Origin of the sequence: Mariniflexile maritimum (genome assembly GCF_009746565.1) — a bacterium.
GTDB classification, from domain to species: domain Bacteria; phylum Bacteroidota; class Bacteroidia; order Flavobacteriales; family Flavobacteriaceae; genus Mariniflexile; species Mariniflexile maritimum.
Window position 1 is genome coordinate 30,719 of sequence record NZ_WRPN01000013.1, and the last position, 23,926, is coordinate 54,644.

The 23,926-nt window shown below is 38.2% G+C and carries 22 protein-coding genes; 20 read left to right on the plus strand and 2 right to left on the minus strand.

Features of this window, described 5'->3' with window-relative positions:
• The first annotated feature begins 6 nt into the window (after positions 1 to 6).
• The 16 genes from GQO80_RS14140 (at position 7) to GQO80_RS14215 (ending at position 17,959) form a co-directional block, all read left to right on the plus strand.
• Positions 7 to 1,266, plus strand: a complete 1,260-nt coding sequence (locus GQO80_RS14140; protein WP_157209020.1) for a glycosyltransferase family protein — start codon at positions 7 to 9, stop codon at positions 1,264 to 1,266.
• Positions 1,259 to 2,185, plus strand: coding sequence for a glycosyltransferase family 2 protein (locus GQO80_RS14145; RefSeq protein WP_157209021.1), 927 nt, complete (start codon positions 1,259 to 1,261; stop codon positions 2,183 to 2,185). Before GQO80_RS14140 ends, GQO80_RS14145 begins: the two co-directional genes overlap by 8 nt.
• Positions 2,178 to 2,990, plus strand: coding sequence for a hypothetical protein (locus GQO80_RS14150; protein WP_157209022.1), 813 nt, complete (start codon positions 2,178 to 2,180; stop codon positions 2,988 to 2,990). The genes GQO80_RS14145 and GQO80_RS14150 overlap by 8 nt, the downstream gene beginning before the upstream one ends.
• Entirely contained in the window at positions 2,968 to 3,615 is a 648-nt protein-coding gene (locus tag GQO80_RS14155) for a class I SAM-dependent methyltransferase (protein WP_157209023.1), read from the plus strand. Before GQO80_RS14150 ends, GQO80_RS14155 begins: the two co-directional genes overlap by 23 nt.
• Before the next feature lie 25 nt (positions 3,616 to 3,640).
• The gene (locus tag GQO80_RS14160; RefSeq protein ID WP_157209024.1) at positions 3,641 to 4,798 is read left to right on the plus strand and encodes an acylneuraminate cytidylyltransferase; all 1,158 of its coding nucleotides are present in this window, start codon (positions 3,641 to 3,643) and stop codon (positions 4,796 to 4,798) included.
• A gap of 7 nt (positions 4,799 to 4,805) precedes the next feature.
• Positions 4,806 to 5,678, plus strand: a complete 873-nt coding sequence (locus tag GQO80_RS14165) for an N-acetylneuraminate synthase family protein (RefSeq protein ID WP_157209025.1) — start codon at positions 4,806 to 4,808, stop codon at positions 5,676 to 5,678.
• Positions 5,679 to 5,697: 19 nt separating this feature from the next.
• Positions 5,698 to 7,101 carry a UDP-glycosyltransferase gene (locus tag GQO80_RS14170; RefSeq protein ID WP_157209026.1) on the plus strand — a complete coding sequence of 468 codons (1,404 nt, stop codon included), beginning with the start codon at positions 5,698 to 5,700 and terminating at the stop codon, positions 7,099 to 7,101.
• Positions 7,102 to 7,111: 10 nt separating this feature from the next.
• Entirely contained in the window at positions 7,112 to 8,191 is a 1,080-nt protein-coding gene (locus tag GQO80_RS14175) for a glycosyltransferase family 4 protein (RefSeq protein ID WP_157209027.1), read from the plus strand.
• The gene (locus tag GQO80_RS14180; protein ID WP_157209028.1) at positions 8,188 to 9,330 is read left to right on the plus strand and encodes a glycosyltransferase family 4 protein; all 1,143 of its coding nucleotides are present in this window, start codon (positions 8,188 to 8,190) and stop codon (positions 9,328 to 9,330) included. The genes GQO80_RS14175 and GQO80_RS14180 overlap by 4 nt, the downstream gene beginning before the upstream one ends.
• Before the next feature lie 128 nt (positions 9,331 to 9,458).
• The gene (locus GQO80_RS14185; RefSeq protein ID WP_232333198.1) at positions 9,459 to 10,997 is read left to right on the plus strand and encodes a glycosyltransferase family 2 protein; all 1,539 of its coding nucleotides are present in this window, start codon (positions 9,459 to 9,461) and stop codon (positions 10,995 to 10,997) included.
• Positions 10,998 to 10,999: 2 nt separating this feature from the next.
• The gene (locus GQO80_RS14190) at positions 11,000 to 11,998 is read left to right on the plus strand and encodes a glycosyltransferase family 2 protein (RefSeq protein ID WP_157209030.1); all 999 of its coding nucleotides are present in this window, start codon (positions 11,000 to 11,002) and stop codon (positions 11,996 to 11,998) included.
• The gene (locus GQO80_RS14195; protein ID WP_157209031.1) at positions 11,995 to 13,116 is read left to right on the plus strand and encodes a glycosyltransferase family 4 protein; all 1,122 of its coding nucleotides are present in this window, start codon (positions 11,995 to 11,997) and stop codon (positions 13,114 to 13,116) included. Before GQO80_RS14190 ends, GQO80_RS14195 begins: the two co-directional genes overlap by 4 nt.
• Entirely contained in the window at positions 13,113 to 14,189 is a 1,077-nt protein-coding gene (locus GQO80_RS14200) for a glycosyltransferase (protein WP_157209032.1), read from the plus strand. The genes GQO80_RS14195 and GQO80_RS14200 overlap by 4 nt, the downstream gene beginning before the upstream one ends.
• Complete coding sequence (locus GQO80_RS14205) at positions 14,186 to 15,535, plus strand: O-antigen ligase family protein (protein ID WP_157209033.1); 1,350 nt, start codon at positions 14,186 to 14,188, stop codon at positions 15,533 to 15,535. Before GQO80_RS14200 ends, GQO80_RS14205 begins: the two co-directional genes overlap by 4 nt.
• On the plus strand, positions 15,498 to 16,511 hold the full coding sequence (locus GQO80_RS14210; RefSeq protein WP_157209034.1) for a glycosyltransferase family 4 protein: 1,014 nt from the start codon (positions 15,498 to 15,500) through the stop codon (positions 16,509 to 16,511). Before GQO80_RS14205 ends, GQO80_RS14210 begins: the two co-directional genes overlap by 38 nt.
• A 56-nt stretch (positions 16,512 to 16,567) precedes the next feature.
• Complete coding sequence (locus GQO80_RS14215) at positions 16,568 to 17,959, plus strand: sugar transferase (RefSeq protein WP_157209035.1); 1,392 nt, start codon at positions 16,568 to 16,570, stop codon at positions 17,957 to 17,959.
• Between the two features lie 141 nt (positions 17,960 to 18,100).
• On the opposite strand, the gene GQO80_RS14220 is transcribed toward GQO80_RS14215, so the two are convergent.
• Positions 18,101 to 19,285: a lipoprotein N-acyltransferase Lnb domain-containing protein gene (locus GQO80_RS14220; protein ID WP_157209036.1), complete on the minus strand. Its 1,185-nt coding sequence runs from the start codon at positions 19,283 to 19,285 to the stop codon at positions 18,101 to 18,103.
• Positions 19,286 to 19,295: 10 nt separating this feature from the next.
• Positions 19,296 to 20,393, minus strand: a complete 1,098-nt coding sequence (locus tag GQO80_RS14225; protein WP_449405565.1) for a putative type IX sorting system protein PorV2 — start codon at positions 20,391 to 20,393, stop codon at positions 19,296 to 19,298.
• An 88-nt stretch (positions 20,394 to 20,481) separates the two neighbouring features.
• Here GQO80_RS14225 and GQO80_RS14230 point away from each other — a divergent pair, with 88 nt between their 5' ends.
• From GQO80_RS14230 to GQO80_RS14245, 4 genes are all read left to right on the plus strand, one after another.
• Complete coding sequence (locus GQO80_RS14230) at positions 20,482 to 21,231, plus strand: CDP-alcohol phosphatidyltransferase family protein (protein WP_157209037.1); 750 nt, start codon at positions 20,482 to 20,484, stop codon at positions 21,229 to 21,231.
• Between the two features lie 13 nt (positions 21,232 to 21,244).
• Positions 21,245 to 22,120, plus strand: coding sequence for a DUF808 domain-containing protein (locus tag GQO80_RS14235; protein ID WP_157209038.1), 876 nt, complete (start codon positions 21,245 to 21,247; stop codon positions 22,118 to 22,120).
• A 59-nt stretch (positions 22,121 to 22,179) separates the two neighbouring features.
• Complete coding sequence (locus GQO80_RS14240) at positions 22,180 to 22,953, plus strand: O-methyltransferase (protein WP_157209039.1); 774 nt, start codon at positions 22,180 to 22,182, stop codon at positions 22,951 to 22,953.
• A 116-nt stretch (positions 22,954 to 23,069) separates the two neighbouring features.
• On the plus strand, positions 23,070 to 23,687 hold the full coding sequence (locus GQO80_RS14245) for a class I SAM-dependent methyltransferase (protein WP_157209040.1): 618 nt from the start codon (positions 23,070 to 23,072) through the stop codon (positions 23,685 to 23,687).
• Positions 23,688 to 23,926 lie beyond the last annotated feature (239 nt).

Below are 23,926 nucleotides of genomic sequence, written 5' to 3' on the forward strand. Positions count from 1 at the left end.
TAATAAATGCGAAAAAACATAGCCATAATTGTAGATTCTATTGATGTAAACGATAGCAGTGGTTCTAAAGCCAATGTTGCTATCATTAACAATTTGGCAGCTATTGGATACAACCTTACGGTGTTTCATTACACTCAAAAAGATATCCAATTAAAAAACATTTCATCCATTTTAATAAAAGAGAATAAATACAACTTATTATATGTTTTAAGCAGAGCGCAACGGGTTATGCAACGCTATTCCAAATTGAATTTAGCAAAATACCTTGAACCCATTTTCGGATTTTCGTTTACTTATTTCAATGATGTTAATAGTATAAAATCTGCCTTAAAAAAACACGATACTTCAAAATTCAATTTAATTTTAACCTTAAGCAAAGGTGCTAGTTTTAGGCCACATTATGCCCTTAACAAATTACCGTATTTACATAATAAATGGTTGGCCTACATTCACGACCCCTATCCCATGAGCTGCTACCCACCTCCCTACCAATGGGAAGAACCTGGGTATAAACAAAAGCAACACTTTTTTAAAGAGGTTTCTTTACATGCCAGAAATGCTGCGTTTCCAAGCCAGTTATTGAAAGATTGGGTTGGTAGTTTTTTTCCAAATTTTATTCATACCGGTATCGTAATTCCACATCAAAACTTTGAAGAAGAAGAAGAAGTTGAAGATGTACCCGCACCAAATTATTTTGACAGCACCAAATTTAACATTTTACATGCAGGAAATTTAATGAAACAGCGTAACCCAGAAGGATTGCTTAAAGGTTTTAAACTGTTTCTTGAAAACAAACCTGAAGCCAAAAAAGACGCCAGATTATTGTTATTGGGAAATGCAGATTATCACAAAAATTTTATTATCCATTATGTAAACAACGTCAACGAAATATATGTGCAGCTTTCCAATATACCTTTCTCAAATGTGTTCTGGCTACAAAACAAGGTTGCAGTGAACGTTATTTTGGAAGCCAAATCAGAAATTAGTCCGTTTTTACCCGGTAAATTTCCCCATTGCGTTGCTTCCAAAAAACCAATAATACATTTAGGGCCAAAACATAGCGAAACACGACGCTTGCTTGGTGAAAATTATCCTTATTGGGCAGATATAGATAATGCTGAAGCCATTTCCACAATACTCCAAACACTCTACGAGCTCTGGACTACCAACAAGAATGGGTTTATGCTGGAACGGCCCGATTTGGAGCGTTATTTAGGAACCACATATTTAAAAGAACAAATTGAATCGGTTTTTAATAATGTGTAAATTCTCCATCCTCATAACCACCAAAAACCGCCTTGAAGATTTAAAGCTCACCCTTCAAAAAACAAACCATTTCCTTGAAAGAAGCGATGTGGAGTGCATTATTTGTGATGATGGTTCCACCGATGGTACTTCAAACTATATAAAAACCATCCATCCATCCATCCATTTAATAAGAAACCCAAAAAGCAAAGGGCTTATTTACAGCCGAAACAGGTTGCTCCAGTTAACCAAGGCAACCTATGCGCTAACCTTAGATGATGATGCCCATATCATATCCCAAAAGCCGTTTGAGATTATTGAGCGCTATTTTGAAACCAACAAACAATGCGCTGTTATGGCCTTTAGGATTTTTTGGGGAACAATAGCGCCAAACAACCTAAGCCATACCCTCGAAATTATGCGCGTAAAAGGATTTGTAGGTTGTGGGCATGTGTGGCGCATGGAGTCTTGGAACACCATACCCAACTACCCCGATTGGTTTATTTTTTATGGCGAGGAAGATTTTGCCGGTTTCCAACTTTTTAAGCAAGGTTGGGAGGTGCATTACCATCCAGACATTTTGGTTCACCACCGCGTGGATGTAAAAAGCAGGAAAAACAACCACGATTACCAACAGCGTTTAAGGCGTTCGTTGCGTTCGGGCTGGTATCTGTATGTTTTGTTTTACCCATGGCCATTCATACCAAAACGCTTTTTATACTCATTATGGGTTCAGTTTAAAAACAAAGTATTTAAAGGCGATTTCAAAGCGTTTTTGGCTATTTTGCAGGCGTTGGGCGATGTTATGATGAACATGCCCCGATTAATTAAAAACGCCCACAGATTATCGAAAAAGGAGTTTTTGGCGTATTCAAGGCTTCCGGAAACGAAACTATATTGGACGTATAAAGATAAACAAACTCAAAATATAGATGCCTAAATCGACCATAGCCATACTAACCACGGTTGCCAATTTCGAACTATATGGCATGACCTCGAGGCTTTTCCCAAAAGACATAAAAAAATATGTAATTGATGGCAGAAATGGCATGCACGGTATCCATAGCATCTATTACATGTTCAAAAAACTTTCCAATAAAGACATAGATTGGTTAATATTAGCTGATGAAGACGTGATTTTTAAGGATAGCCATGTAGTTTTTTCAATTATCGATAAAATGAAAGGAGAACAAATTAGCGTTTGTGGTGTTAGGGATGGTGGCGTTATTGCGCATCGCCACTTTAATCCGCTTATGGTCAATACGTTTTTTACTATTATTAATTTTAAGGAAATCTTAAAAATCTGGAATAAAAATGAACTAAAGAAACAGCAATTTATTTTGCCTTCTGAATTTAAGCTTGATAGCAATCGTTTAAGCAGTACATTTGATTTGAACAGCCTTTACGAACCCTATTATTGTTTTTTTCTTTGGCTTAAACGAAAAGGAAAAAACTTTTTATATTTAGATGCACAGATGCTGGATGATGGTATTTCAAATAGTATCATCTTCAACAATAAAGAATTTGCGTACCACACCTGGTATGCCCGAAGCTATAATGCAAATGAAAAGCATACCAATAGAATTAATGCCGTTTTAAACAACATGGGAGTTGATATTGCACCTTCAAAAATTAATGCTGACATTGTTATTTTTAAAGATTCACTGTTTAATCTTAAAATATCATTGATGAAATTTTATAAAAGATTTGTTAATAAATTCGATGCAAAAAATAGAACTATATAAAAATCGCGCTTTGTTCGCAAACGCCATGTTAGATAAATACTTTGCGGGAGCCCCCAATATGGTGATAAGCGACATTGGTGCCGGTTTTGGCCACATGAAAGCGAAAATTGAATCGCTACATGCCACATGGCAACCTTTTGATTATATAAAAAAAATAGATCAAACCATTATATGGAACTTAAACGAAGAAGCTCCCAATGGTGCTAAAAATGCTGGTATGGTGGTGTTTTTAGAAGTATTGGAGCATCTGGACAACCCATTGTTAGGCCTTCAAAACATCTCAAAACATCTTGATAAAAATGGCGTTATCATTCTTACAACCCCTAACCCACAATCTAGCAAAAATATAGTAAGTTTGTTTTTACGGGGCTCGCTATATGCCTTCCAAGAAAAACACCTGGCAGAAAACCATGTATTTACACCTTGGAAACATATTGTTGAGCATTATTTGAAAATGTGCGGGTTCGCTATTTTGGAATATGCTATTGTTGATACCGCCTATATTTACCAAAAGCCAACATCCTTTAAAGATTGGGTGAAGCAAAAAATAGAACGTTATATTGAACACAGAAACCCTTTGGCAAAGGGGATGAGTTACGGTATAGTTGCCAAAAAGAAATTGTGAACGCAAAAAATTAAGTCTTTAAATTATGAAAAAAATAGGCATCATCCCTTTAAGAAAAGGCTCGAAAAGCATCATAGGCAAAAACAAACGCAAAATGGTTGGCAGGCCCTTGTTTACTTGGGTTTTAAAGGAAGCTATTTTTTCAAACCTAGACGAAATTGTTGTGTTTACCGATGATACCAACATCATAACCTTTGTTGAAACGCATTACCAATGGTCGCCTAAGGTAAAGGCCCTTTTGCGCGATGACCAAAATGCCACCGATACGGCATCTACTGAAAGTGCGCTTTTAGAATTTTCCGAAAAAATAAATCAGGCCTTTGATGTGTTGTGCCTGTTGCAGGCCACCTCGCCTTTTACAACCTCCAAAACCATTAATCAATCTTTAGAAGCCATTCAAAGCAACACGTATGATGCCACATTAACTGTTGTAAACACCCATCGTTTTACATGGAATTCCAACGGCACACCTATTAATTATGATGTGTTCAACAGACCACGACGACAGGATTTTGAGGGCCTGCTCATAGAAAACGGCGCAGTTTATTGCACCACCAAGCAAGCTTTTATAAAATCGAAAAACAGGGTAAGCGGCAACATAAAACTAATACCAATGCCGGAAGAGTCGCTGTATGAAATAGATTCGGAAACCGATTGGCAAATTGCTGAAACCTTATTAATAGCGCGTTTAAAATCGCAAAAAGAAACTACCAAGATAACCCATTTGGTATTGGACGTGGATGGGGTTTTTACCAACGGTACCATTACCTACACCAAAGAGGGTGAACATACCAAAACCTTTGATATGCGCGATGGCATGGGCCTGGAAATAATTAGGGAATTGGGCGTAAAGGTTTGGGTTATCACTTCCGAAGCTTCTGAACTGGTTGCCCAACGCATGAAAAAGTTAAAAATAGAAAACGTATTTTTGAACGCCAAGGATAAATATGCCCTGTTATATTATCTTGCGGATAAAGAAAACATCGCCCTAGGCAACATTGCTTACATGGGCGATGATGTAAACGATTTGGCAAACATGTGCAGTGTTGGTTGGTCTATGGCGCCCCAAAATGCCACTAACATGGTTAAGCAACATGCCGATATGGTATTGTCGCGCCCTTCAGGCAATGGTGCCATACGCGAAGCATGCGATTTTATTTTAAATTATAACAAACGATTTTAAAACTTTTATGAAACCCTACACGCCCCCTTTTATAATTGCCGAAATTGGATGCAACCACAAAGGCGATATGGAAATAGCCAAGGAATTGATTAAGGTCGCTAAAATATTTTGCAATGTGGATGCGGTAAAATTTCAAAAAAGAAACAATAAGGAACTATTAACCGAAGCGCAATACAACCAACCCCACCCCAACCCTTCCAATGCCTACGGCGAAACCTATGGCCTGCACCGCGAGTTTTTAGAGTTTACTTTAGAACAGCATCAGGTTTTAAAAGCATATTGTGAAGAAATGGACATTATGTATGCCTCTTCGGTGTGGGACGTAACCTCAGCAAAAGAGATAGCTTCCTTAAACCCTAATTTCATTAAAATCCCATCTGCCTGCAATAACAATTTTGAAATGTTGGACTGGCTCTGTGAACATTACATGGGCGACATCCACATTTCAACCGGCATGACCACCAAAACCGAAATGGAGACCCTTGTTCAGTTTTTTTGCGATAAAAATAGAAACAAGGATGTGGTTCTTTACAATTGCACTTCAGGTTACCCTGTGCCTTTTGAAGATGTTTGTTTACTGGACATCAACTTGTTGCTTGAAAATTATCAGGAAAAAGTAAAGCATATTGGTTTTTCTGGTCATCATTTGGGCATTGCGGTAGATGTTGCTGCCTATACCCTGGGCGCCCCTATTATTGAACGGCACTACACTATTGACAGAACTTGGAAGGGTACCGACCACGCCGCCTCCCTGGAACCCATGGGCCTGCGCAAGCTAGCGCGCGACCTGCATGCGGTACATAAGGCACTAACCTATAAAAGTAGGGATATCTTACCCATAGAGCAAGTACAACGTGATAAATTGAAAAACAAGAAATAATACGCTCCTAATTAGTAACATGACCAAAAAAAAAGTTTTTATCTTGTTCCCAGATGGTGGTGGACTTCGCAATTTTGCGTTTTCAAATTTTAACGCTATTGGCGAAAACATGGGTTTTGATACGGTGTACTGGAACAACAGTCCATTTCCCATTAAGGAAACCTTAGGATTCAACGAACTTAAAATCGAAAACCGTTCCATACATCCCTTAACACCTTTATATACCCGTGCAAGAAAGCATATTGAATTGAATATTTCAACAAAAAAATTCAATGATGCCGTTTATCAAACCTACAAATTCCCCTTAAATTTTAAAGGCTTAAAAAACAGTTTGAAAAGTGCTTTTGTGATGGCATTGATTCGTTTTTTTGCTTCTGAAAAAGGCTTGGAAACCCTCAGAAAAAAAATAGAAACCCTAGAACGGAAAAACCCGAAATACAAAACCTGCAAATCGCAATTGCAACACCATAAACCCGCCATCGTTTTTTGTTCCAACCAGCGTAACACACAAGCCATAAGTGCCTTATTGGCCGCTAAGGATCTGGGAATTACCACGGTATGCTTTGTGCAATCATGGGACAACGTGCCCAAAGCAATGCAAGTGGTTGAAACCGATTATTATGTGGTTTGGAGTGCCTTAATGAAAACGGAACTTTTAAAATATTACCCCTATGTAAGCGAAAACAAAGTAGTGGTTACAGGAACGCCACAATTTGAAATGCACTATAACCAATCGCTTTTGCGCCCTCGCGAAGCTTTTTTTAAGCAGTATGGTTTAGATTTAAACAAAAAGTATATCTGTTTTTCGGGTGATGATGCTACAACCTCACCCTTAGACCAATATTATTTGGAAGATTTGGCTCATGCCGTAAGAAACCTAAATTCAAAAGGTGAAAATTTGGGAATTATATACAGAAAATGCCCTTTTGATATTTCGGAAAGATACGACCCCATTTTAGAAGCCAATAAAGATGTTATAAAAGCCATAACGCCCCTTTGGAAACAATTTGAAAACCATGGGGATATGCTACCTTTGCCCGAAGATGCCGAAATGCTGTACAATATATGTGCACATACCGAATTGGTAACCAATGTATGCTCATCAACCGTTTTCGATTTTGTGGCACACCACAAATCGTGCATTTACTATCACTACGAGCAGCCCCAACTTAAAAAAGGCATTCGGGATATTGGTCAAAATTACAAGTACGTGCATTTTAGATCCATGCCCAGTAAAAATGCCGTTATTTTTTGTACCGATAAAGCACACCTAGAAGCACTGGTTTTAGGCGGCCTACATGGTCACATTTCAAATGTGCCCCAAGGGCTATTGTGGTATGAAACAGTGGTGGGCAAAACCCCCTCTCAATCGTGCACAAAAATTTGGCAAGTACTTCATGATATTTCAAATAACAGGCATTAATTAGAAAAAAATGACCAAAAAAATAGCCATCATCTGCAACTACCAGCTTCTTGAAAGTCGTGTGGGCGGTATGGACTATTTTTTCTGGGCATTCCAAAAAAGGTGCATGGAAAGGAACATTGCAATCGATTGGTTTTTCCCCAATACGGCTTCACACGGCAATTACCATACATTCTCTATTTTTTCTTCTGAAAACAAAACTTTAGAGAAACATTTTATCCATCATATTAAAAACCAAACGGTTACCTACTCGCACATCATCACCCATTTTGTGGAACTGTGTACGTCGTTCTTTGCTGAAGTCAAAAAAAATCAAACTGCAAAAGTGATTGCAGTAGATCACAATCCACGTCCGTTGGGTGGTTATGCATTAAAAAAACGACTTAAAAAGCGATTAAAAGGGGTGTTGTATTCAAAATATATCGACCAATTTATTGGCGTTTCCAATTATACCAGTCAAGCTATTTTACACGATTTTGGCAGCTTTTTACAGGCCAAAACACGCACAATTTACAACGGTGTTTTGATGGATGATATCATTCCGAAAACAACTGAAAGACGTAAAATAAACCCCAAATTTTTAGTGGTTTCCCACTTGCGATTTTCAAAAGGTATTCAAGATTTAATTAAAGCCGTTCATTTGTTTCCTGAAGATTTAAAACCACATTTAAAAATCGACATCTATGGTGATGGGCCGTATAAAAACGATTTGCTTGAGCTTGTTTCAACCTATGCGCTTGAAGCGAATTTCAATTTTAAGGGCAGTCGTTCCAATGTGAATGAACTGTATCAAAATTACGATTATTTGATTCAACCAACGCACATGGAGTGCTTTAGCTTATCCATTCTGGAAAGTTTGGCAGCAAATATTCCGGTAATCACAACGCCCGTTGGAGGCAATACTGAGGTTATAATACCTAACGAAAACGGCTTTATTTATGAAACAAAAAACAGCAAAGCCTTATCAAATTTATTGATTGACATGTTACTAGGGAAAAAAGCGATTTCAGGAAACACCAGAATGTTGATTGAAAACAAATTCTCCATTGGTTTGATGGTTGAAAATCATATTAAACTTTTATATATATGAAAATAGCCTTCCTAACCCCCGAATACCCACATCCCAAAACAGGAAAGGCCGGTGGTATTGGCACCAGTATTTTAAGTTTGGCGAAGGCCTTAACCCTTATGGGGCACACCATTTCTATTTTGGTTTACGGACAGGAAACAGACGATTATTTTACTGATGAAGGTATCCATTTTTATAAGATAAAAAACATTAAAGTAAAGGGCTTATCGCTCCTTTTTACCCAAAAAAAAGTAGAACGGTTGCTAAATTCATTATATAAAAAAGGAAAAATAAACCTGGTTGAAGCCCCCGATTGGACGGGGTTTACCGCTTTTATAAAACCGAAGTGCCCATTGATTATTCGTGAAAATGGCAGTGATACCTATTTTTGCCATTTAGACCAACGCCCCGTTAAGTTTAAAAACAAGTTTTTGGAAAAACGGGCACTTCAACAAGCCAATGGCATTATAAGTGTTAGTGCCTTTACGGGCCAGTTAACCAATCAATTATTCGGGCTCAACAAGCCTTTTACCGTAATTCCCAACAGCGTTGATGCATCTTTATTCCAACCAAAACACTTTGAAAGCAAAAATGTATCGCTCCTTTATTTTGGCACGCTCATTCGCAAAAAAGGGCTTTTGGAATTGCCGGAAATTTTCAATCTTGTTCACAAAGCCAATAAAAATGTCACTTTAATTCTTGTTGGTAAGGATAGTGGCGATGTTAAAACGGGTTCTGCTTCAACCTGGGAACTTATGAAGCCGCTTTTTGATGCATCGGCTTTTGAAAAAGTACAGTATTTAGGCGCGGTACCGTATTCTAAAATACAAGATTTAATTCAGGCCGCCACCGTTTGTGTATTTCCTACCTTTGCAGAAGCATTGCCCGTATCGTGGTTGGAAGCGATGGCCCTGGAAAAAGCCATAGTGGCATCCAACATTGGGTGGGCAACGGAGGTGATTGCAGATGGTAAGGAAGGTTATTTGGTGCACCCAAAGGAGCATAAAAATTATGCTGAACGCATTTTGGATTTGTTGGCTGATGAAGAAAAACGAAAACAATTTGGTACGGCCGCCAGAGAAAAAGTAATAACAACATTCGGCCATGATTTGGTAGCAAACCAATCGGTTGCTTTTTATAAATCCATAGTGAGCAAATAATAAAAACCAACACTTTATTTGGCCATGTACGTTAACTTTTAAGACCTCAAAGGTTTAAATTAGCACTTGTCAAACCAGTATAATTAAAAATAGTATGTCATTTTTTATCATATAAATCCTTAAAAATCTTGACACCTCAAAAACAACACATTACACCAAACGGCACCGTTATATTATATAGTGGCAACCCAAATTTGAACCTGCTTAACGAGCTTGCATTAGGCGAGGGCAGCATTTGGCACAGTAGTTTGGACCAAGGGTATAAAAATGCGTTCCCCGAAATTATCTATCAAACAGTGGTGTATTTTTGGTATGCCAACGATTTTGAAAACCTTGAAAAATGCGTTAGCTGGCGCATCAACCCACACGCCTTTGCCATTAGAAAAGAGGTTTGGGACACCTTTGCTGGTTTTGATTTGGACTATGAAAACCTACAAATGTCGGCCTTCGATTTGGGCTTTAACTCTTTACGCTATCAAGGTGCCATTCCTTTGTATGTAAAAGGCTTGTTTGATGCTACTATTGAAAACGTAAACCTATCAACAAAAGACATTTATACGTTTTATATTAAAAATTTCAAACGGTCGCACGCCATTTATATGTTGCTGCGACGCGGATTTTGGAAACCTAACGAACGTTCTGCCTACGGCTTTGCAAGTCGCAACTTTAAGTTCAAGGACAAACAAACGATTCTACAACCCCGCGAGCTAAAGCCCATTGAAGGAACTCCTAAAGTAAGTTACATCATCCCTACCATGATGCGCCAAGAGTTCACGCGCAACCTACTGAACGATTTAGAACAACAAACCTACAAACCTTATGAAGTGGTTGTGGTAGATGCAACCCCTGAAAAAGCCCGGGATGCCTCACTTTATAATGCAACAAACTATTCGTTTAAAACGGTTTTTAAATGGCAAACCACCAAAGGCAGTTGTAGGGCACGAAATGAAGCGATTGATTTGTGTACGGGCGATTATATTGTTTTTGGTGATGATGATATTCGCATTCAACCGCAATTTATTGAAAACCATCTTCGATTATTGCAAACCTACAAGGCCGAAGCCTGCAACGGGTTGGATATTCGTGCCGACCATCAACAACAAACCTTAACCGATTTAGATGAAAAATTAAAAGCATTGGGTGATGCGCGATGGAAAGTAGGGGCTGCACAATCGTTTAGCAATGCCAATTCCTGCGTTTCCAAACGTGTGGTGGATTTATTAATTGGAAACGACATCAACTATGATGGCGGTTATGGTGAGGACAGCGATTTTGGTCTGTCCATTACCAAATTGGGCGTCACCGTTCTGCACAACCCGTTCTCGGTAAATTTGCACTTAAAACCACCAGTAGGTGGGTATCGCTTTTGGGGGCAACAAGCCGGAATTAAAGGAAAAAAACGCAAACCGCAACCTTGGGAATTGAATACGCCCGTAAAATGGATTGTGCCTATACCAAGCCCTACCATTATGTACCAGTTGTTTAAACATTTTAACGAAAACCAACGAAAAGAATATAAAATCAAGTATTTTGTATTCTATTTTACAAAAGCAAAGTTGGTGGAAATCCCATTACGGTTATTAAAATTCCCCATGCGACTTTTACAGTTTAACAAGTCGGTATTTTATGCTAAAAAATTAATGGCTCTAGGCAAGAGAACACACTGATAATGAAGGATTTTACTTTAATAGTTTGCACCTACATGCGCCCACAACCGTTGCTAAACTTGTTACACTCGGTGGCGAAACAAACGCTTTATCCAAATGAAATTCTAATTATAGACGGCTCTACCAATAACGAAACCGAAAGTATTTTAAAGCAACATCCATTTAAAAATTTAAACTATTTTAAAGTTGATGCGTTACACAGAGGCTTGACCAAACAGCGCAATTTTGGAATTGAACAGGTTTCAAAATCTTCAGAAATTGTGTGTTTTTTGGATGATGATATTATTTTGGATGCCCATTATTTTGAAAATTTAATACAAACTTACACGGAAAAACCAGATGCTTTGGCGGTTGGTGGCTACATTTCAAATGAAGTAAGCTGGGAAAAGGAACTGTTGCCAAAAGATAGAAACCATTTTTATTATGATGGTTGGCAACGCACGGAACCATCCCGATTTAAAATACGTCGTTTTTTTGGATTGTTACCCGATACCGAACCTGGTTTTATGCCTACGTTTTCACACGGACGCTCTGTTAGCTTTTTACCACCTTCTGGAAAAACGTATCGCGTAGAACAACTTATGGGCGGGGTTTCCTCTTATAGAAAAAACGTTTTTGATAAGATGGCATTTTCAACCTATTTTGAAGGTTACGGCCTGTATGAAGACGCCGATTTCTCGTTGCGATTGGCAAAAACAGGTACCCTATATATCAACACATCTGCACAACTAGCCCACCATCACGATGGTTTGGGGCGCCCAAACAAATTTAAGTATGGCAAGATGGTTATTAGAAATGGCTGGTATGTGTGGCGTGTTAAATATCCCAATCCTTCTTTGAAAGCGCAATTCAAATGGCATGCTACCGCCATACTGCTAACCAAACTAAGGCTGCTTAACGCCATCACGTCTTCAAACAAAAAAGAGGCATTAACCGAAAGTTTTGGGCGTGTGGTTGGCTGGTTTTCGCTTATCTTTAAGGCACCAAAAGTGGCCCCATGAGGTTTTTAATTATATCCCATGCCTTGCACAAAACCAAAGACCAACAGCTCTTTAGTTATGCGCCCTATGTACGTGAAATGAATTTATGGCTAAACCATGTGGATACCGTAGAAATTGTGGCACCCTTGGTTTATGGTGCTATTTCAAACATAGAAACGGCCTACCACCATGAAAACTTAGTGCTAACAGAGGTTCCATCCTTGGCTTTTACATCTTTCACTAAAACATTCCGTTCGCTATTTAAACTTCCTATAATTTTTTTCAAACTATATAAAGCCTCCAAAAAAGCAGACCACATCCATTTAAGGTGCCCCGGAAATATTGGCTTAATGGGCTGTTTTGTCCAGATTTTTTTTCCGAAGAAGATAAAAACCGCTAAATATGCAGGCAATTGGGACCCCCGAGCAAAGCAACCCCTAAGTTACAAACTGCAAAAATGGCTATTAAGCAACACCCTTTTAAGCAAAAACATGACGGTTTTAGTATATGGCGAATGGAAAAACCAATCGAAGAATATCAAACCGTTCTTTACGGCAACCTATTCAAACACCGAAAGAGAAACGCCCCATACCCGAAATTATGCTGGTAACCTAAATGTTGTATTTGCTGGCACCCTAACGGAAGGCAAACGCCCGTTATTGGCCATTCAAATTATAGAAGCACTGCACCAACAAGGTAAACCTGTGTTTTTGGACATGTATGGCGACGGTGTTTTAAAAGAAACCCTTCAACGTTACATAACCCAACAAGGTCTTGAAAAAATGGTTACCTTACATGGCAACCAATCGAAAAACGTGATTAAAGAAGCTCTAAAATCGGCCCACTTTTCCCTTTTGCCATCCAAATCGGAAGGGTGGCCCAAAGCACTTGCCGAGAGCATGTTTTTTGGTGCCATACCCTTGGCAACGCCCGTTTCGTGCGTGCCTTACATGCTCGATTTTGGCAACAGGGGCATTTTAATTGAAGCCGATTTACAAAAAGCCCTTGCAACCATTTTGGATGCCCTTAAGGATGCAGAAACCCTAAAATCTATGAGCAAAAACGCTTCAAACTGGTCGCAAACCTATACATTAGACGTTTTTGAAACTGAAATTTCTAAATTATTGAAACCGTTATGAACGTTTTACAGCTTATAGATTCCCTAAATGCCGGTGGCGCAGAGCGGGTGGCGGTAAATTATGCCAACGCACTGGTTTCGCACATCAAAACATCGCATTTGTGCGCTACCCGAGAGGAAGGTGTGCTAAAGGACAGCCTTTCAAAAAACGTTTCCTATTTATTTTTAAACAAACAATCAACCTTCGACCTAAAGGCCATCAAAACGCTTCATGCCTTTATTAAAAACAATAAAATAGACCTCATTCATGCACATGGTTCTTCTTTTTTCATAGCGACCCTTGTTAAAATTCTAACTCCGAAACTTAAATTAATTTGGCATGAACACTATGGAAACCGAGAACAGACTTCAACCACAGCTAAATTCATTTTAAAAATTTGTTCTTACTTTTTTTCAGGTATCCTCGTGGTAAACGCTGCATTAAAAGTACGATGCGAAACCAAGCTTTTTACTAAAAAAGTGTACGTTTTGCCCAACTACCCGCATCTCGACCCTTCATTAAAATTCACGACGCTTTTGGGTAAAACCGGTAAACGCATGGTGTGCCTAGCGAATTTAAGACCCGATAAAGACCACCTAAATTTGTTGGAAGCATTTAAGGCAGTTCATAAATTTCATGCCGATTGGACTTTGCATTTAGTTGGCCATTATGATGAAGATGTCTATTATCATGGCATTAAAAATTTCATTGAAAGCAATCATTTAGAAAACCACGTTTTTTTCTATGGAAGCTGTGTTGATACCTTCAACATCCTGAACCAAAGCACCCTAGGCGTACTCGCTTCAAAATCGGAAGGTTTGCCTTTGGCGCTGTTAGAGTATGGGTTGGCGAAGTTACCCGTAGTTGCTACGAATGTGGGCGATTGCAACAAAGTGATTTCAAATGCCAATGAAGGTTTATTGATTTCGGCGGAAAACCCAAAAGTTTTGGCCGAAGCTTTAATAACTTATATGAATGATTTAGATTTGAGGGCTCAAGTTGCCGAAAACCTGAATTTAAAAGTATTATCAACTTTTTCAGAAGCACATGCAGTAAAAACACTGCTTAATATTTACAATTTGCAAAAAAAATGAAGCTGTCGGTTTATTTTAAGCTCCTCATTTTCCACCTTGGTTTGGCCTTGGGGGTGTATCTGTTTAAACCCTTGGCACTCGCCTATTTTTTAATTATTACACCATTCTTTGGCTATAAAATTTTAATGGCACCCAAAAAAATCAAGTCCTTTTATGTGCTGTTTGCTTGTGCGTACCTTATAGGGGCCGAAGTGTTTTTAAGAATGAACGATGGTACGATTGCCTACGAGGCCATTAAGTACTTGGTTATTGTTTTGATGGTAATTGGCTTAATAAGCAATAGTTTTTCAAACAAGGCTTTGGTATATGTGTTCTATATTTTGCTGTTGATACCGGGTATTTTTGTGGCGGTTTCTGAAATGGGCTTTGAGACCAATATTAGAAAAGCCATTGCTTTTAATTTAAGCGGCCCCATTTGTTTGGGCATTACTGCCATTTTTTGTTACAAACGTTCCATAACTTTTAACCAAATGAAAATGGTTTTACTTGCTTTATTGCTCCCTTTGGTAAGCATGACGTTTTATTTGTTTTTATATACCCCCAATTTACAGGAAGCCATTACAAGCACCGAGTCGAACTTTGCGACCTCGGGTGGTTTTGGCCCTAACCAAGTGGCAACCGTTTTAGGTATGGGCATGTTTGTGTTGGCAACGCGCTTTTTCATGTCGAAAGAAGGGCTACTTTACAGGCTTATCGATTTGTTTTTATTGGGTATTTTAACCTACAGGGCGTTAATAACCTTTAGCCGTGGCGGCGTGTTAACGGCCATTCTTATGATAGTGTTTTTTATAGGCATTTATTACTTAAAAGTGAACTTAAAAACCAAGTTCCGAATAAAACTTTCGTTGGTTGTATTTTTAATCATGGTATTTTTTACATGGGCGTACAGTTCATTCCAAACCAGTGGTTTTATTGAAAAGCGTTATGCCAACCAAGATGCGGCAGGCCGTGAAAAAGAAGACGTTACCACCGGTAGGACCGACCTGGTGACGTTTGAGTTTAATGAGTTTATAGACCATCCGTTTTTAGGAATTGGTGTGGGCAAGGTGAAAGAAGTCCGTTTAAACGAAACAGGCGTTGAGGCCGCATCGCACAACGAAATGAGCCGTATTGTTGCAGAACACGGACTGTTTGGGGTGTTTGCTTTCCTCATACTGTTATTTACCCCTTTGCTGCTTCGATTGAAAAACAAAACCAACCTTTTTTTCTATTCATTTTATTTGTTTTGGCTGTTAACCATCAACCATTCCGCCATGCGCATTGCGGCACCCGCTTTTATATACGGCCTTTGTTTGTTAACCATCACCTATGAAAAACCTTCTGTACCTAGGAAACAATCTGTCTGAAACAGGCAAAACCCAAACAACCATCGAAACCTTAAGCGGCGCATTAAGGCAGGAAGGCTTTAGCGTTTTTGTGTCTTCCAACAAAAAAAACAAATTATTACGGCTTTTCGATATGCTTTTTGCTGTAATGAAGCACTGCAAAAAAGCCGATTATGTTTTAATTGACACCTACTCTACCCAAAACTTTTATTATGCCTATTTAAGCAGTCAACTATGTCGTGTTTTTCATTTAAAATACATTCCCATTTTACATGGTGGCCATTTACCAAACCGTTTAAAAACAAGCCCCAGATTATCAAAAGCGCTGTTTAAACATGCCTTTATAAATGTGGCGCCTTCAGAATATATGGTATCCGAATTTAAAGCCCTTGGCTATTCAAACTGCATCTGTATTCCTAATAGCATCCACCTAGAACATTACACTTTTAAACAACGCGATTTCAAAACCATAAAATTACTTTGGGTGCGCTCGTTTTCAGAAATTTATAATCCGATGTTGGCTGTAAAAATAGTTAAGGCCTTACGCGATGAACACATACCGGCAAGCTTATGTATGGTAGGGCCCGATAACGATGGCTCGTTACAAAAAACCAAAAGCTATGCGCAAACGTTAGGGGTTGATGTGCACTTTACGGGCAAGCTAACAAAACCCCAGTGGATAGCCCTTTCTGAAAATTATACGTTATTTATAAACACCAGCAATTTTGATAATATGCCCGTAAGCGTTATAGAGGCCATGGCCTTGGGGTTGCCCATTATCAGTACGAACGTGGGTGGTTTGCCCTATTTAATTGAACATGAAAAAGAAGGTATTTTGGTGCCTGCAAATGATGAAAACGCCTTTGTGGAAGCCATAAAAAAAATACTGGCCAATACGGAAACTGCCCATAAAATGATGCAGAACGCCAGAAACAAAGTAACGGCCTATGATTGGAACGTTGTTAAAAAGTTATGGATTAGTATGCTTCAAAATTAGAAATATCTATAATTAACTTAGTATCTTTATAACCTCTCAACACATAAACTACAACAATGTCGAAAAAAGGGATTCATTTCGAGATTTCAGAACGCAAGGTCTTGTTGCGCATTTTCGACGTCATTTCCATACTTGCCGTTCTCTACTTTGTAAGCAATACCTTCGATTTTGATTACTTTACCATCAACCAGGAAAATTGGCGGTGGGCATTTGTGCTTATTTTGTACATCTCCATATTTGGTACTATTTTCGAGCTGTACGATTTACAAAAATCGAGCAAGATTGAAAAAATAGCCACAAGCATTGTTTTTACTGCTTCGGTTACGGTTTTATTCTATTTGTTAACGCCCTTTTTCACCCCCATTTTGCCCGATAACCGGCTTCAGATTATCTACTTTTATTTTGCCATCCTCTTTGCGCTGTTCGTATGGCGCATGGCCTATGTAACGTTTATTGTATCGCCACGGTTTTACAAAAAAGTACTTATTGTGGGCGAAATATCGAACATTGAAGCCATTATTGAAGCCTTTGGAAATGCCGACCCCAATTACAAAATCATCGGTTTTATTAATTGTGAGCACAAAAAACAGGATAAAATTAAATTTAAAGGCATTATTGAATACAGCCCCAAACAAATTTATCAGGTTATAAAAGAGGAACACATTTCGGAAATTGTTATAGCCAGTTATCACTCAAGTTCAATCACTCCTGAAATTTACAAAGACCTCATCACCCTTTTGGAAGGTGGCTTTCCCATAAAAGAATACACACGGGTTTATGAAGATATGATGCAACGCGTTCCGGTTCAATTTGTTGGCAAGGATTTTTACCGCTATTTTCCGTTTAGCCGAAGCAACCACAATAAGTTGTATTTGTTTTTTCAGCGTTTGTTCGACTTATCGATAGCCGTTATTGGACTCTTATTCGGCCTCCTGGTGGTTCCTTTGGTTTTAATAGGAAATTTATTTGGCAACCGCGGCCCGCTTTTCTATTCGCAAGAACGCATTGGTAAAAACGGCAACCTTTTCAAAATCATAAAATTTCGCACCATGATAAAAAACGCCGAAACCGGTGGTGCGGTTTGGGCAAAAAAAAACGATGTGCGCATTACGCCATTTGGTAAATTTTTAAGAAATTCCCGGCTGGACGAAATACCGCAATTTATAAACATCCTAAAAGGCGACATGAGCTTGATTGGGCCCCGACCCGAGCGCCCGCACTTTGTTAGGCAATTATCGCAAATACTACCCTTTTATGAAACCCGCCACATCGTAAAACCCGGACTTACAGGTTGGGCGCAAGTAAAAACCCGTTACGGATCTTCGGTAGATGATAGCTTGCTTAAACTGCAATACGACCTGTATTATATTAAGCACCGTAGCTTTTTGTTGGATGTTAATATTTTTATTAAAACCCTTAGCACCATGATTTTTTATAGGGGGCAGTAGTTGGGTTTGGGGTTTCTATTATGACTTTTTTCTATTGTTCAACCGTCTCCCGTTTTAAAAAAACCTTTGCGCCTTTGCGAGAAAATAAGTGGTAGTTTTGGAAGCTATCAGGATGCTTCTTCCGCCATCAAAACCTTAATGTTAAAGTTCAATACTATCTGCTTTATAAAAGCCAATCAAAAACACATACCTTACCAACAACGCTATCAATAAAGGAATCAATCCAATGGCAAAAACCTGTACGCCCACAATCCAATGAAAGGTTAATAAGCACAGCAGAATTACCAAAAACTTTAAATAACGCACAAACCATGCGCTTGGGTTTACCCGAACCACTTGACCCATTACAAAAATATTAAGCACAAAAGCCCAAAGCAGATTGTAATTTTGGTGCGTGCCCTTGTGGTCGGTTGCAAACCACAGTAGTAAAATTAAAATACCCACAAGTCCCGTTATGCTAAACAAAGTAACATCTAGCCACCTACTGCGTGTATGTTTTTTGAAATCAGTATAGGTTCTGTAAAGAATAAAAAGACCGATAATTCCAAAAACGACCAATGGACTGGTGAAAAAATCGGTTGGTTTTGGTATAGGCACCGCTTTATAAAGCACCTTATTTTCTTTAACCAACGGTTTATTGGTGTTTTTTATGCGTGCTATTTCAAAGAATTTATGGATGTTTTCCGGAAGAAACATTTCTTCTTCGGCAGATGTTTTTCTATCGATTACCGAGCCTAATGCCACATCAATACCCAAACTTCCCCATGAATTTTTATGAAGGTTTTCTTGAATTAAGGTTCGGAAGGTTTTGGGCTGAAAATCTTGGGGCTTATTGAATACAATGGCGTTATTTAAAACATTTTGAAGCACATCCTTCATTTTGGTAGCACAATTATCATAAAAGAAATCGTAAAGGTAGGCACGGTTTTCTGGCCTGTAATTGTTTAGCAAATAATTGAACAATTTCTGTTTTTCGGTTTGTGATAGATTTAAAACCTGCTCTTTGATGCTTCGGTTTTGCGATGTATAAGCTTCAAAAAAATCCTCGTAATAATTCAACCCCATTAAATAATTGAGTTTTCCTTGGGCAAATTTGGTATAGAAATGAGGCGTGTTAAAATCGTAAACACCATAGTTAAAAACCACATCAATACCTTTTACGGGATCTTTTATCCTGAAAGCACTATGCCCAAACGAATCGTTTAAGGAGGTACCGGGGCCAATGGTAAGCACGCTCATTTCAGCTTGTTCGGATAGTATATTTTGCTGTGCGTATGTTAGTTTTGAAGCTAGTAAAAGAAATAAAAAAAGTACTGTTTTTTTCATGTAGCAAAATTTACCTAAAGATACTAAAATCGAGTTTTAACGAAAACACATTGGAATAGAGTGCCACACTTTGGTCGCCAATATCGGTAAACGCATAATCTATTTGAATACCATTGTATTTAAAACCAACGCCAAAACTGGGCTGAAAGGTTAATTTTTCGGTACTGTCTATTTGCAGTTCATTTTGAAAATTGCCAACACCGGCACGCAAATAAACCATATCAATATAGCCAAATTCAAAGCCCAAAGCAGGATTGATACTGGCGAACGATGAGGAAATTACATCGTTATTCTGTTCAAAGCGCACATTCAAATTTGCCGCTGCCAACAGTGTATAATCAAAATTAAAATCAAACAATTTAGAAACGCCCATTTGTAGTTTGGGAATGGTAATTTCGGTAGTTTCGGGCAGTTCTTGGTTTTGGCCCGCTACGGCATCCTGTATTTTTTTAAAGGCATCCTTATCAATAGCCCAAGCATTAAAAGTAGTGGTGATATCGCGCGCCATCAGTCCAAATTTCCAATCGTTATCGGTTTCAAACTGTATGCCGGCATCAAACCCAAAGCCCCAAGACGATGCGAAATCGCCAATAACGCGCCGTATGACCTTGGCATTCACGCCATAATTGAGTCCGCGTACGGGCAATGAACGCGCATACGAAAAGGTTAGGGCATAATCGGCCGTAGAAAACAAACTGATACGGTCGTATTTTATATTCCCTTGGTCGTCAATAAGTTGGGTGGTATTTAAAATATCATCAACCGCAAAACGGATTAGCGAGATGCCAACGGCACTTTCATTATCCAAGGGTTTTGCAAACGCCACATAATCGTAATTGGCAATATTGGCAAAGTAACTGGAGTGCATCAAAGCCAGTTGGCTATCTTCCAATTTCAGCAGGCCCGCAGGATTCCAATAACTTGAATTTACGTCGGCCGTTTGCGCCGTTATGGCATTGCTCATGCCCAAAGCAGCGGCATCAACGCCTATATTCAAAAACTCGTTGGAATATTTCCGAACGGTTTGACTAGAAACAGATAGCGCCATGAAACAGCTTAATGCAGTGATGTAAATTCTCAATCGCAATTTTTTTACAAAGATGCACATAATTTATAAACCTATAAACTTGAAATTATCACAGATATTGCTTTAGACGAAAATTGTTTGCTATTTTTACACGATTAAAACTAAAGCCATGAAGCAGCATATACCCAATGTATTAACCCTTTTGAATTTGTTATGCGGAACAATTGCCATTATTTTTGCCGTAAACAACCATTTTGTTGCGGCGGCATTATTTGTTTTTCTCGGTATATTTTTCGATTTTTTTGATGGTTTTATAGCCAGAAAATTAAACGTACAAAGCGACCTGGGCGTGCAACTGGATTCGCTTGCCGATATGGTTACCAGTGGCGTTGTGCCCGGAATTATTATGTACAAACTGCTTTTTTTAACCTTGGATGCACCGGAAATGACCAGCGAGTGGAGTTCAACCTTCCATTGGAGCAGTGTAAAATTACCCCTTTTGCCTGTTGTTGGCTTGTGCATTACTTTGGCTTCGGCCTACCGACTTGCAAAATTTAATATCGACGAAGACCAACAAACCTATTTTAAAGGCCTGCCAACACCTGCAAACGCTTTATTGATAATTTCCCTGCCATTAATTATAGAATTTCAAAATAACGATTATCTAAACGCCATCATCATCAACCAATGGTTTTTAGTGTGTTTAACGTTGTTAAGTTGCTATCTTTTAAACGCAAACATTAAATTATTTGCCCTTAAATTTAAAAACTGGGGTTTTAAGGCCAATGCCACCCGTTATATTTTCTTGATACTTTGTGTTTTATCTTTAATTTTTATGCAATTTGCCGCCATTCCTGTAATCATCTTAATTTATATTGGCATGTCTATTTTCGATAATTTAGCTTCCAAATTAAAATAACAACATTCAATTTATGGCATCAGGTTTTTTTGCATTATTAGATGATATTGGCGCACTTATGGACGATGTGGTGGTTATGAGCAAAATTACCACCAAAAAAACAGCGGGTATTTTAGGGGATGATTTGGCGGTTAACGCCGAAAAAGCCACCGGGTTTGTATCGTCCAGAGAATTGCCCGTTTTGTGGGCCATCACCAAAGGCTCGTTTTTAAACAAACTCATTATTTTACCCATTGCTTTTTTACTCAGTTCCTTTTTACCATGGGCGGTAACCTTAATTTTGGTATTGGGTGGCGTGTATTTGGCTTATGAAGGTGTTGAAAAAATAGTGCACTCTTTTGGGAAACACAAACAGGAAACCAAAGAAATAAAAATGGAGCCCCTTGCGGAAGAAGATGTTGTGGCGGCCGAAAAAAAGAAGATAAAATCGGCCATTGTAACCGACTTTATCCTATCGGTTGAAATCGTTATCATTGCATTAGGAACCGTATTGGGTAAGCCTATCTTGTTTCAAGTGCTCGTGGTTTCCATTGTTGCCATTTTAGCGACCATTGGCGTTTACGGCATTGTAGCCATGATTGTTAGGATGGACGACTTAGGGTTCAGGCTCATAAAAAACAGCAAAAATAAAAACGGCTTTTTTGCAGGCATCGGTCATTTTCTGGTTAGGGCCTTGCCTTGGGTTATAAAAAGTTTATCGGTTATTGGCACCATTGCCCTTATTTTGGTGGCCGGTGGTATTTTTACCCATAATATCGCGTTTTTACACCATTTTATGGAAATGGTTCCAAGTTTTATTAAAGATTTTATTATAGGACTTTTGGTAGGTTTTATGGCGCTATTACTGTTTAAATTACTTGGAAGTATTGTAAAAATGATTAAAAAGTGATTTTTCTTAAAAACTGATTCTTTTTTTCATTGAACAGCTTCCTAACAAATCATCAAAGCATGCTGTATCAAATTAAAGCTTACCTAAACTTCATCTTAAAATCGACCAACCAGCACGGGGTCCATTCCCCTTTTGTTTATCATTTGGTGAGCAACTGTTTTTACGACAAAACTAATTATGAAGCATATAAAAACATTCACAACCATAAAAAGCAGCTTCTTAAAAACAAAACCCAGCTAATTGTAACCGATTTAGGCGCAGGCTCCAACCTTACCAAACAACGGGAACGCCGCGTTTCAGAAATTGCCAAAAACGCTGGCACCACCCTAAAAAGAGCCGAACTTTTATACCGGCTCGTCGCCTATTTTAAACCAAATGCCGTATTGGAGTTAGGCACTTCCCTTGGCATTGCAACTCATGCTATAAGTTTGGCAAATCCTGAAGCCCGCATTACCACCATTGAAGGCTGCCCGAATATTTCAAATTTTACGAAAGCTAATTTTGAAAAACATTCATTAAAAAACATTCATTTAATAACAGGAAATTTTAATGATGCCATTGAAAAACTAAAACCAAACCCCTACGACCTTGTTTTTTTTGACGGTAACCACACAAAAGAAGCTACCTTACATTATTTTGAAACCCTTTTACAAACGGCACATAACGATTCGGTGTTTATTTTTGATGATATTTATTGGTCGAAACCCATGACAGAAGCTTGGGAAACCATCAAAAAACACCCAAAAGTAACGGTAACCATCGATACCTTTTATTGGGGAATTGTTTTTTTTAGGAAAGAACAATTGAAAGAACATTTTGTTATTCGGGTTTAGGTGTTTAAAAAAAACTCTATTTCACTTTTCAGAGAAAAAATATAACTTCGTTAACTTTGGCAAACCATTAAAATAATTTCATAGTCTTTTTAGTTATGTGCAATTTAAAAACCAATATGGAAGAATTTTGGAATAACAGATATAAGAAAAAAGAATTCGCATACGGAAAGAACCCTAATGTGTTCTTTAAGAATACCATCAACAAACTAAATGTATCTGGAAAACTACTTCTACCTGCCGAAGGAGAAGGTAGAAATGCCGTTTATGCCGCAAAATTAGGATTAAATGTATTTGCTTTTGACATTAGCGAAGCAGGAAAAAATAAAGCGAAAGAATTAGCTAAATCAGAAAATGTGACTATTGATTATAGGGTTGGAGAGCTGAATCAGCTAAATCTTAAAAAAAATAGTTTTGATGCTCTAGCGCTAATTTATGCTCATTTTCCAGAAAACGAAAAAGAGACATTACACAAGGATTTAGCTGAATTAATAAAACCAAATGGGTATCTGATTTTGGAAGGCTTTAGTGTTAATAATCTGGAACTTCTCAAAAAGAACCCTAAAATTGGAGGTCCGGCAATAAGAGCAATGTTGTTTTCAAAGCAGGAAATTAAAGACACTTTCAAAAATTTTGAAATCATTGAACTTGAAGAGACACAAATAGAATTAAATGAAGGACGTTTTCACAACGGATTAGCAAGTGTAATTAGGTTTATTGGGAAAAAAAATGTGTAAAAATATATTACGAGTCGTTGTTAACACCAAGGTTTAGCCATTTTTGTCTAGTCGTTTACTTTGTTATAACGCCTGTTAAAATTTAAATTTAATTAGTAAATAGCATCTTTTATTTTGGATGCCTACCGTCGCAGGAATAGCAAGCATTTGAATACTAAAGGAAAGATTTAGAATCCTTGAGTGTGCTTCTTGACCTTTGGTAAAATTCAAAGAAATCATTATTCGTGAATTCGTACCAA

Coding starts and splice junctions, on each gene's coding strand:
- GQO80_RS14195 (WP_157209031.1), top strand. CDS start 11,995: ATGAGGTTTTTAATTATATCCCATGCCTTGCACAAAACCAAAGACCAA.
- GQO80_RS14200 (WP_157209032.1), top strand. CDS start 13,113: ATGAACGTTTTACAGCTTATAGATTCCCTAAATGCCGGTGGCGCAGAG.
- GQO80_RS14150 (WP_157209022.1), top strand. CDS start 2,178: ATGCCTAAATCGACCATAGCCATACTAACCACGGTTGCCAATTTCGAA.
- GQO80_RS14180 (WP_157209028.1), top strand. CDS start 8,188: ATGAAAATAGCCTTCCTAACCCCCGAATACCCACATCCCAAAACAGGA.
- GQO80_RS14140 (WP_157209020.1), top strand. CDS start 7: ATGCGAAAAAACATAGCCATAATTGTAGATTCTATTGATGTAAACGAT.
- GQO80_RS14215 (WP_157209035.1), top strand. CDS start 16,568: ATGTCGAAAAAAGGGATTCATTTCGAGATTTCAGAACGCAAGGTCTTG.
- GQO80_RS14170 (WP_157209026.1), top strand. CDS start 5,698: ATGACCAAAAAAAAAGTTTTTATCTTGTTCCCAGATGGTGGTGGACTT.
- GQO80_RS14145 (WP_157209021.1), top strand. CDS start 1,259: ATGTGTAAATTCTCCATCCTCATAACCACCAAAAACCGCCTTGAAGAT.
- GQO80_RS14160 (WP_157209024.1), top strand. CDS start 3,641: ATGAAAAAAATAGGCATCATCCCTTTAAGAAAAGGCTCGAAAAGCATC.
- GQO80_RS14210 (WP_157209034.1), top strand. CDS start 15,498: ATGAAAAACCTTCTGTACCTAGGAAACAATCTGTCTGAAACAGGCAAA.
- GQO80_RS14220 (WP_157209036.1), bottom strand. CDS start 19,285: ATGAAAAAAACAGTACTTTTTTTATTTCTTTTACTAGCTTCAAAACTA.
- GQO80_RS14225 (WP_449405565.1), bottom strand. CDS start 20,393: ATGTGCATCTTTGTAAAAAAATTGCGATTGAGAATTTACATCACTGCA.
- GQO80_RS14245 (WP_157209040.1), top strand. CDS start 23,070: ATGGAAGAATTTTGGAATAACAGATATAAGAAAAAAGAATTCGCATAC.
- GQO80_RS14205 (WP_157209033.1), top strand. CDS start 14,186: ATGAAGCTGTCGGTTTATTTTAAGCTCCTCATTTTCCACCTTGGTTTG.
- GQO80_RS14155 (WP_157209023.1), top strand. CDS start 2,968: ATGCAAAAAATAGAACTATATAAAAATCGCGCTTTGTTCGCAAACGCC.
- GQO80_RS14230 (WP_157209037.1), top strand. CDS start 20,482: ATGAAGCAGCATATACCCAATGTATTAACCCTTTTGAATTTGTTATGC.
- GQO80_RS14165 (WP_157209025.1), top strand. CDS start 4,806: ATGAAACCCTACACGCCCCCTTTTATAATTGCCGAAATTGGATGCAAC.
- GQO80_RS14235 (WP_157209038.1), top strand. CDS start 21,245: ATGGCATCAGGTTTTTTTGCATTATTAGATGATATTGGCGCACTTATG.
- GQO80_RS14175 (WP_157209027.1), top strand. CDS start 7,112: ATGACCAAAAAAATAGCCATCATCTGCAACTACCAGCTTCTTGAAAGT.
- GQO80_RS14240 (WP_157209039.1), top strand. CDS start 22,180: ATGCTGTATCAAATTAAAGCTTACCTAAACTTCATCTTAAAATCGACC.
- GQO80_RS14190 (WP_157209030.1), top strand. CDS start 11,000: ATGAAGGATTTTACTTTAATAGTTTGCACCTACATGCGCCCACAACCG.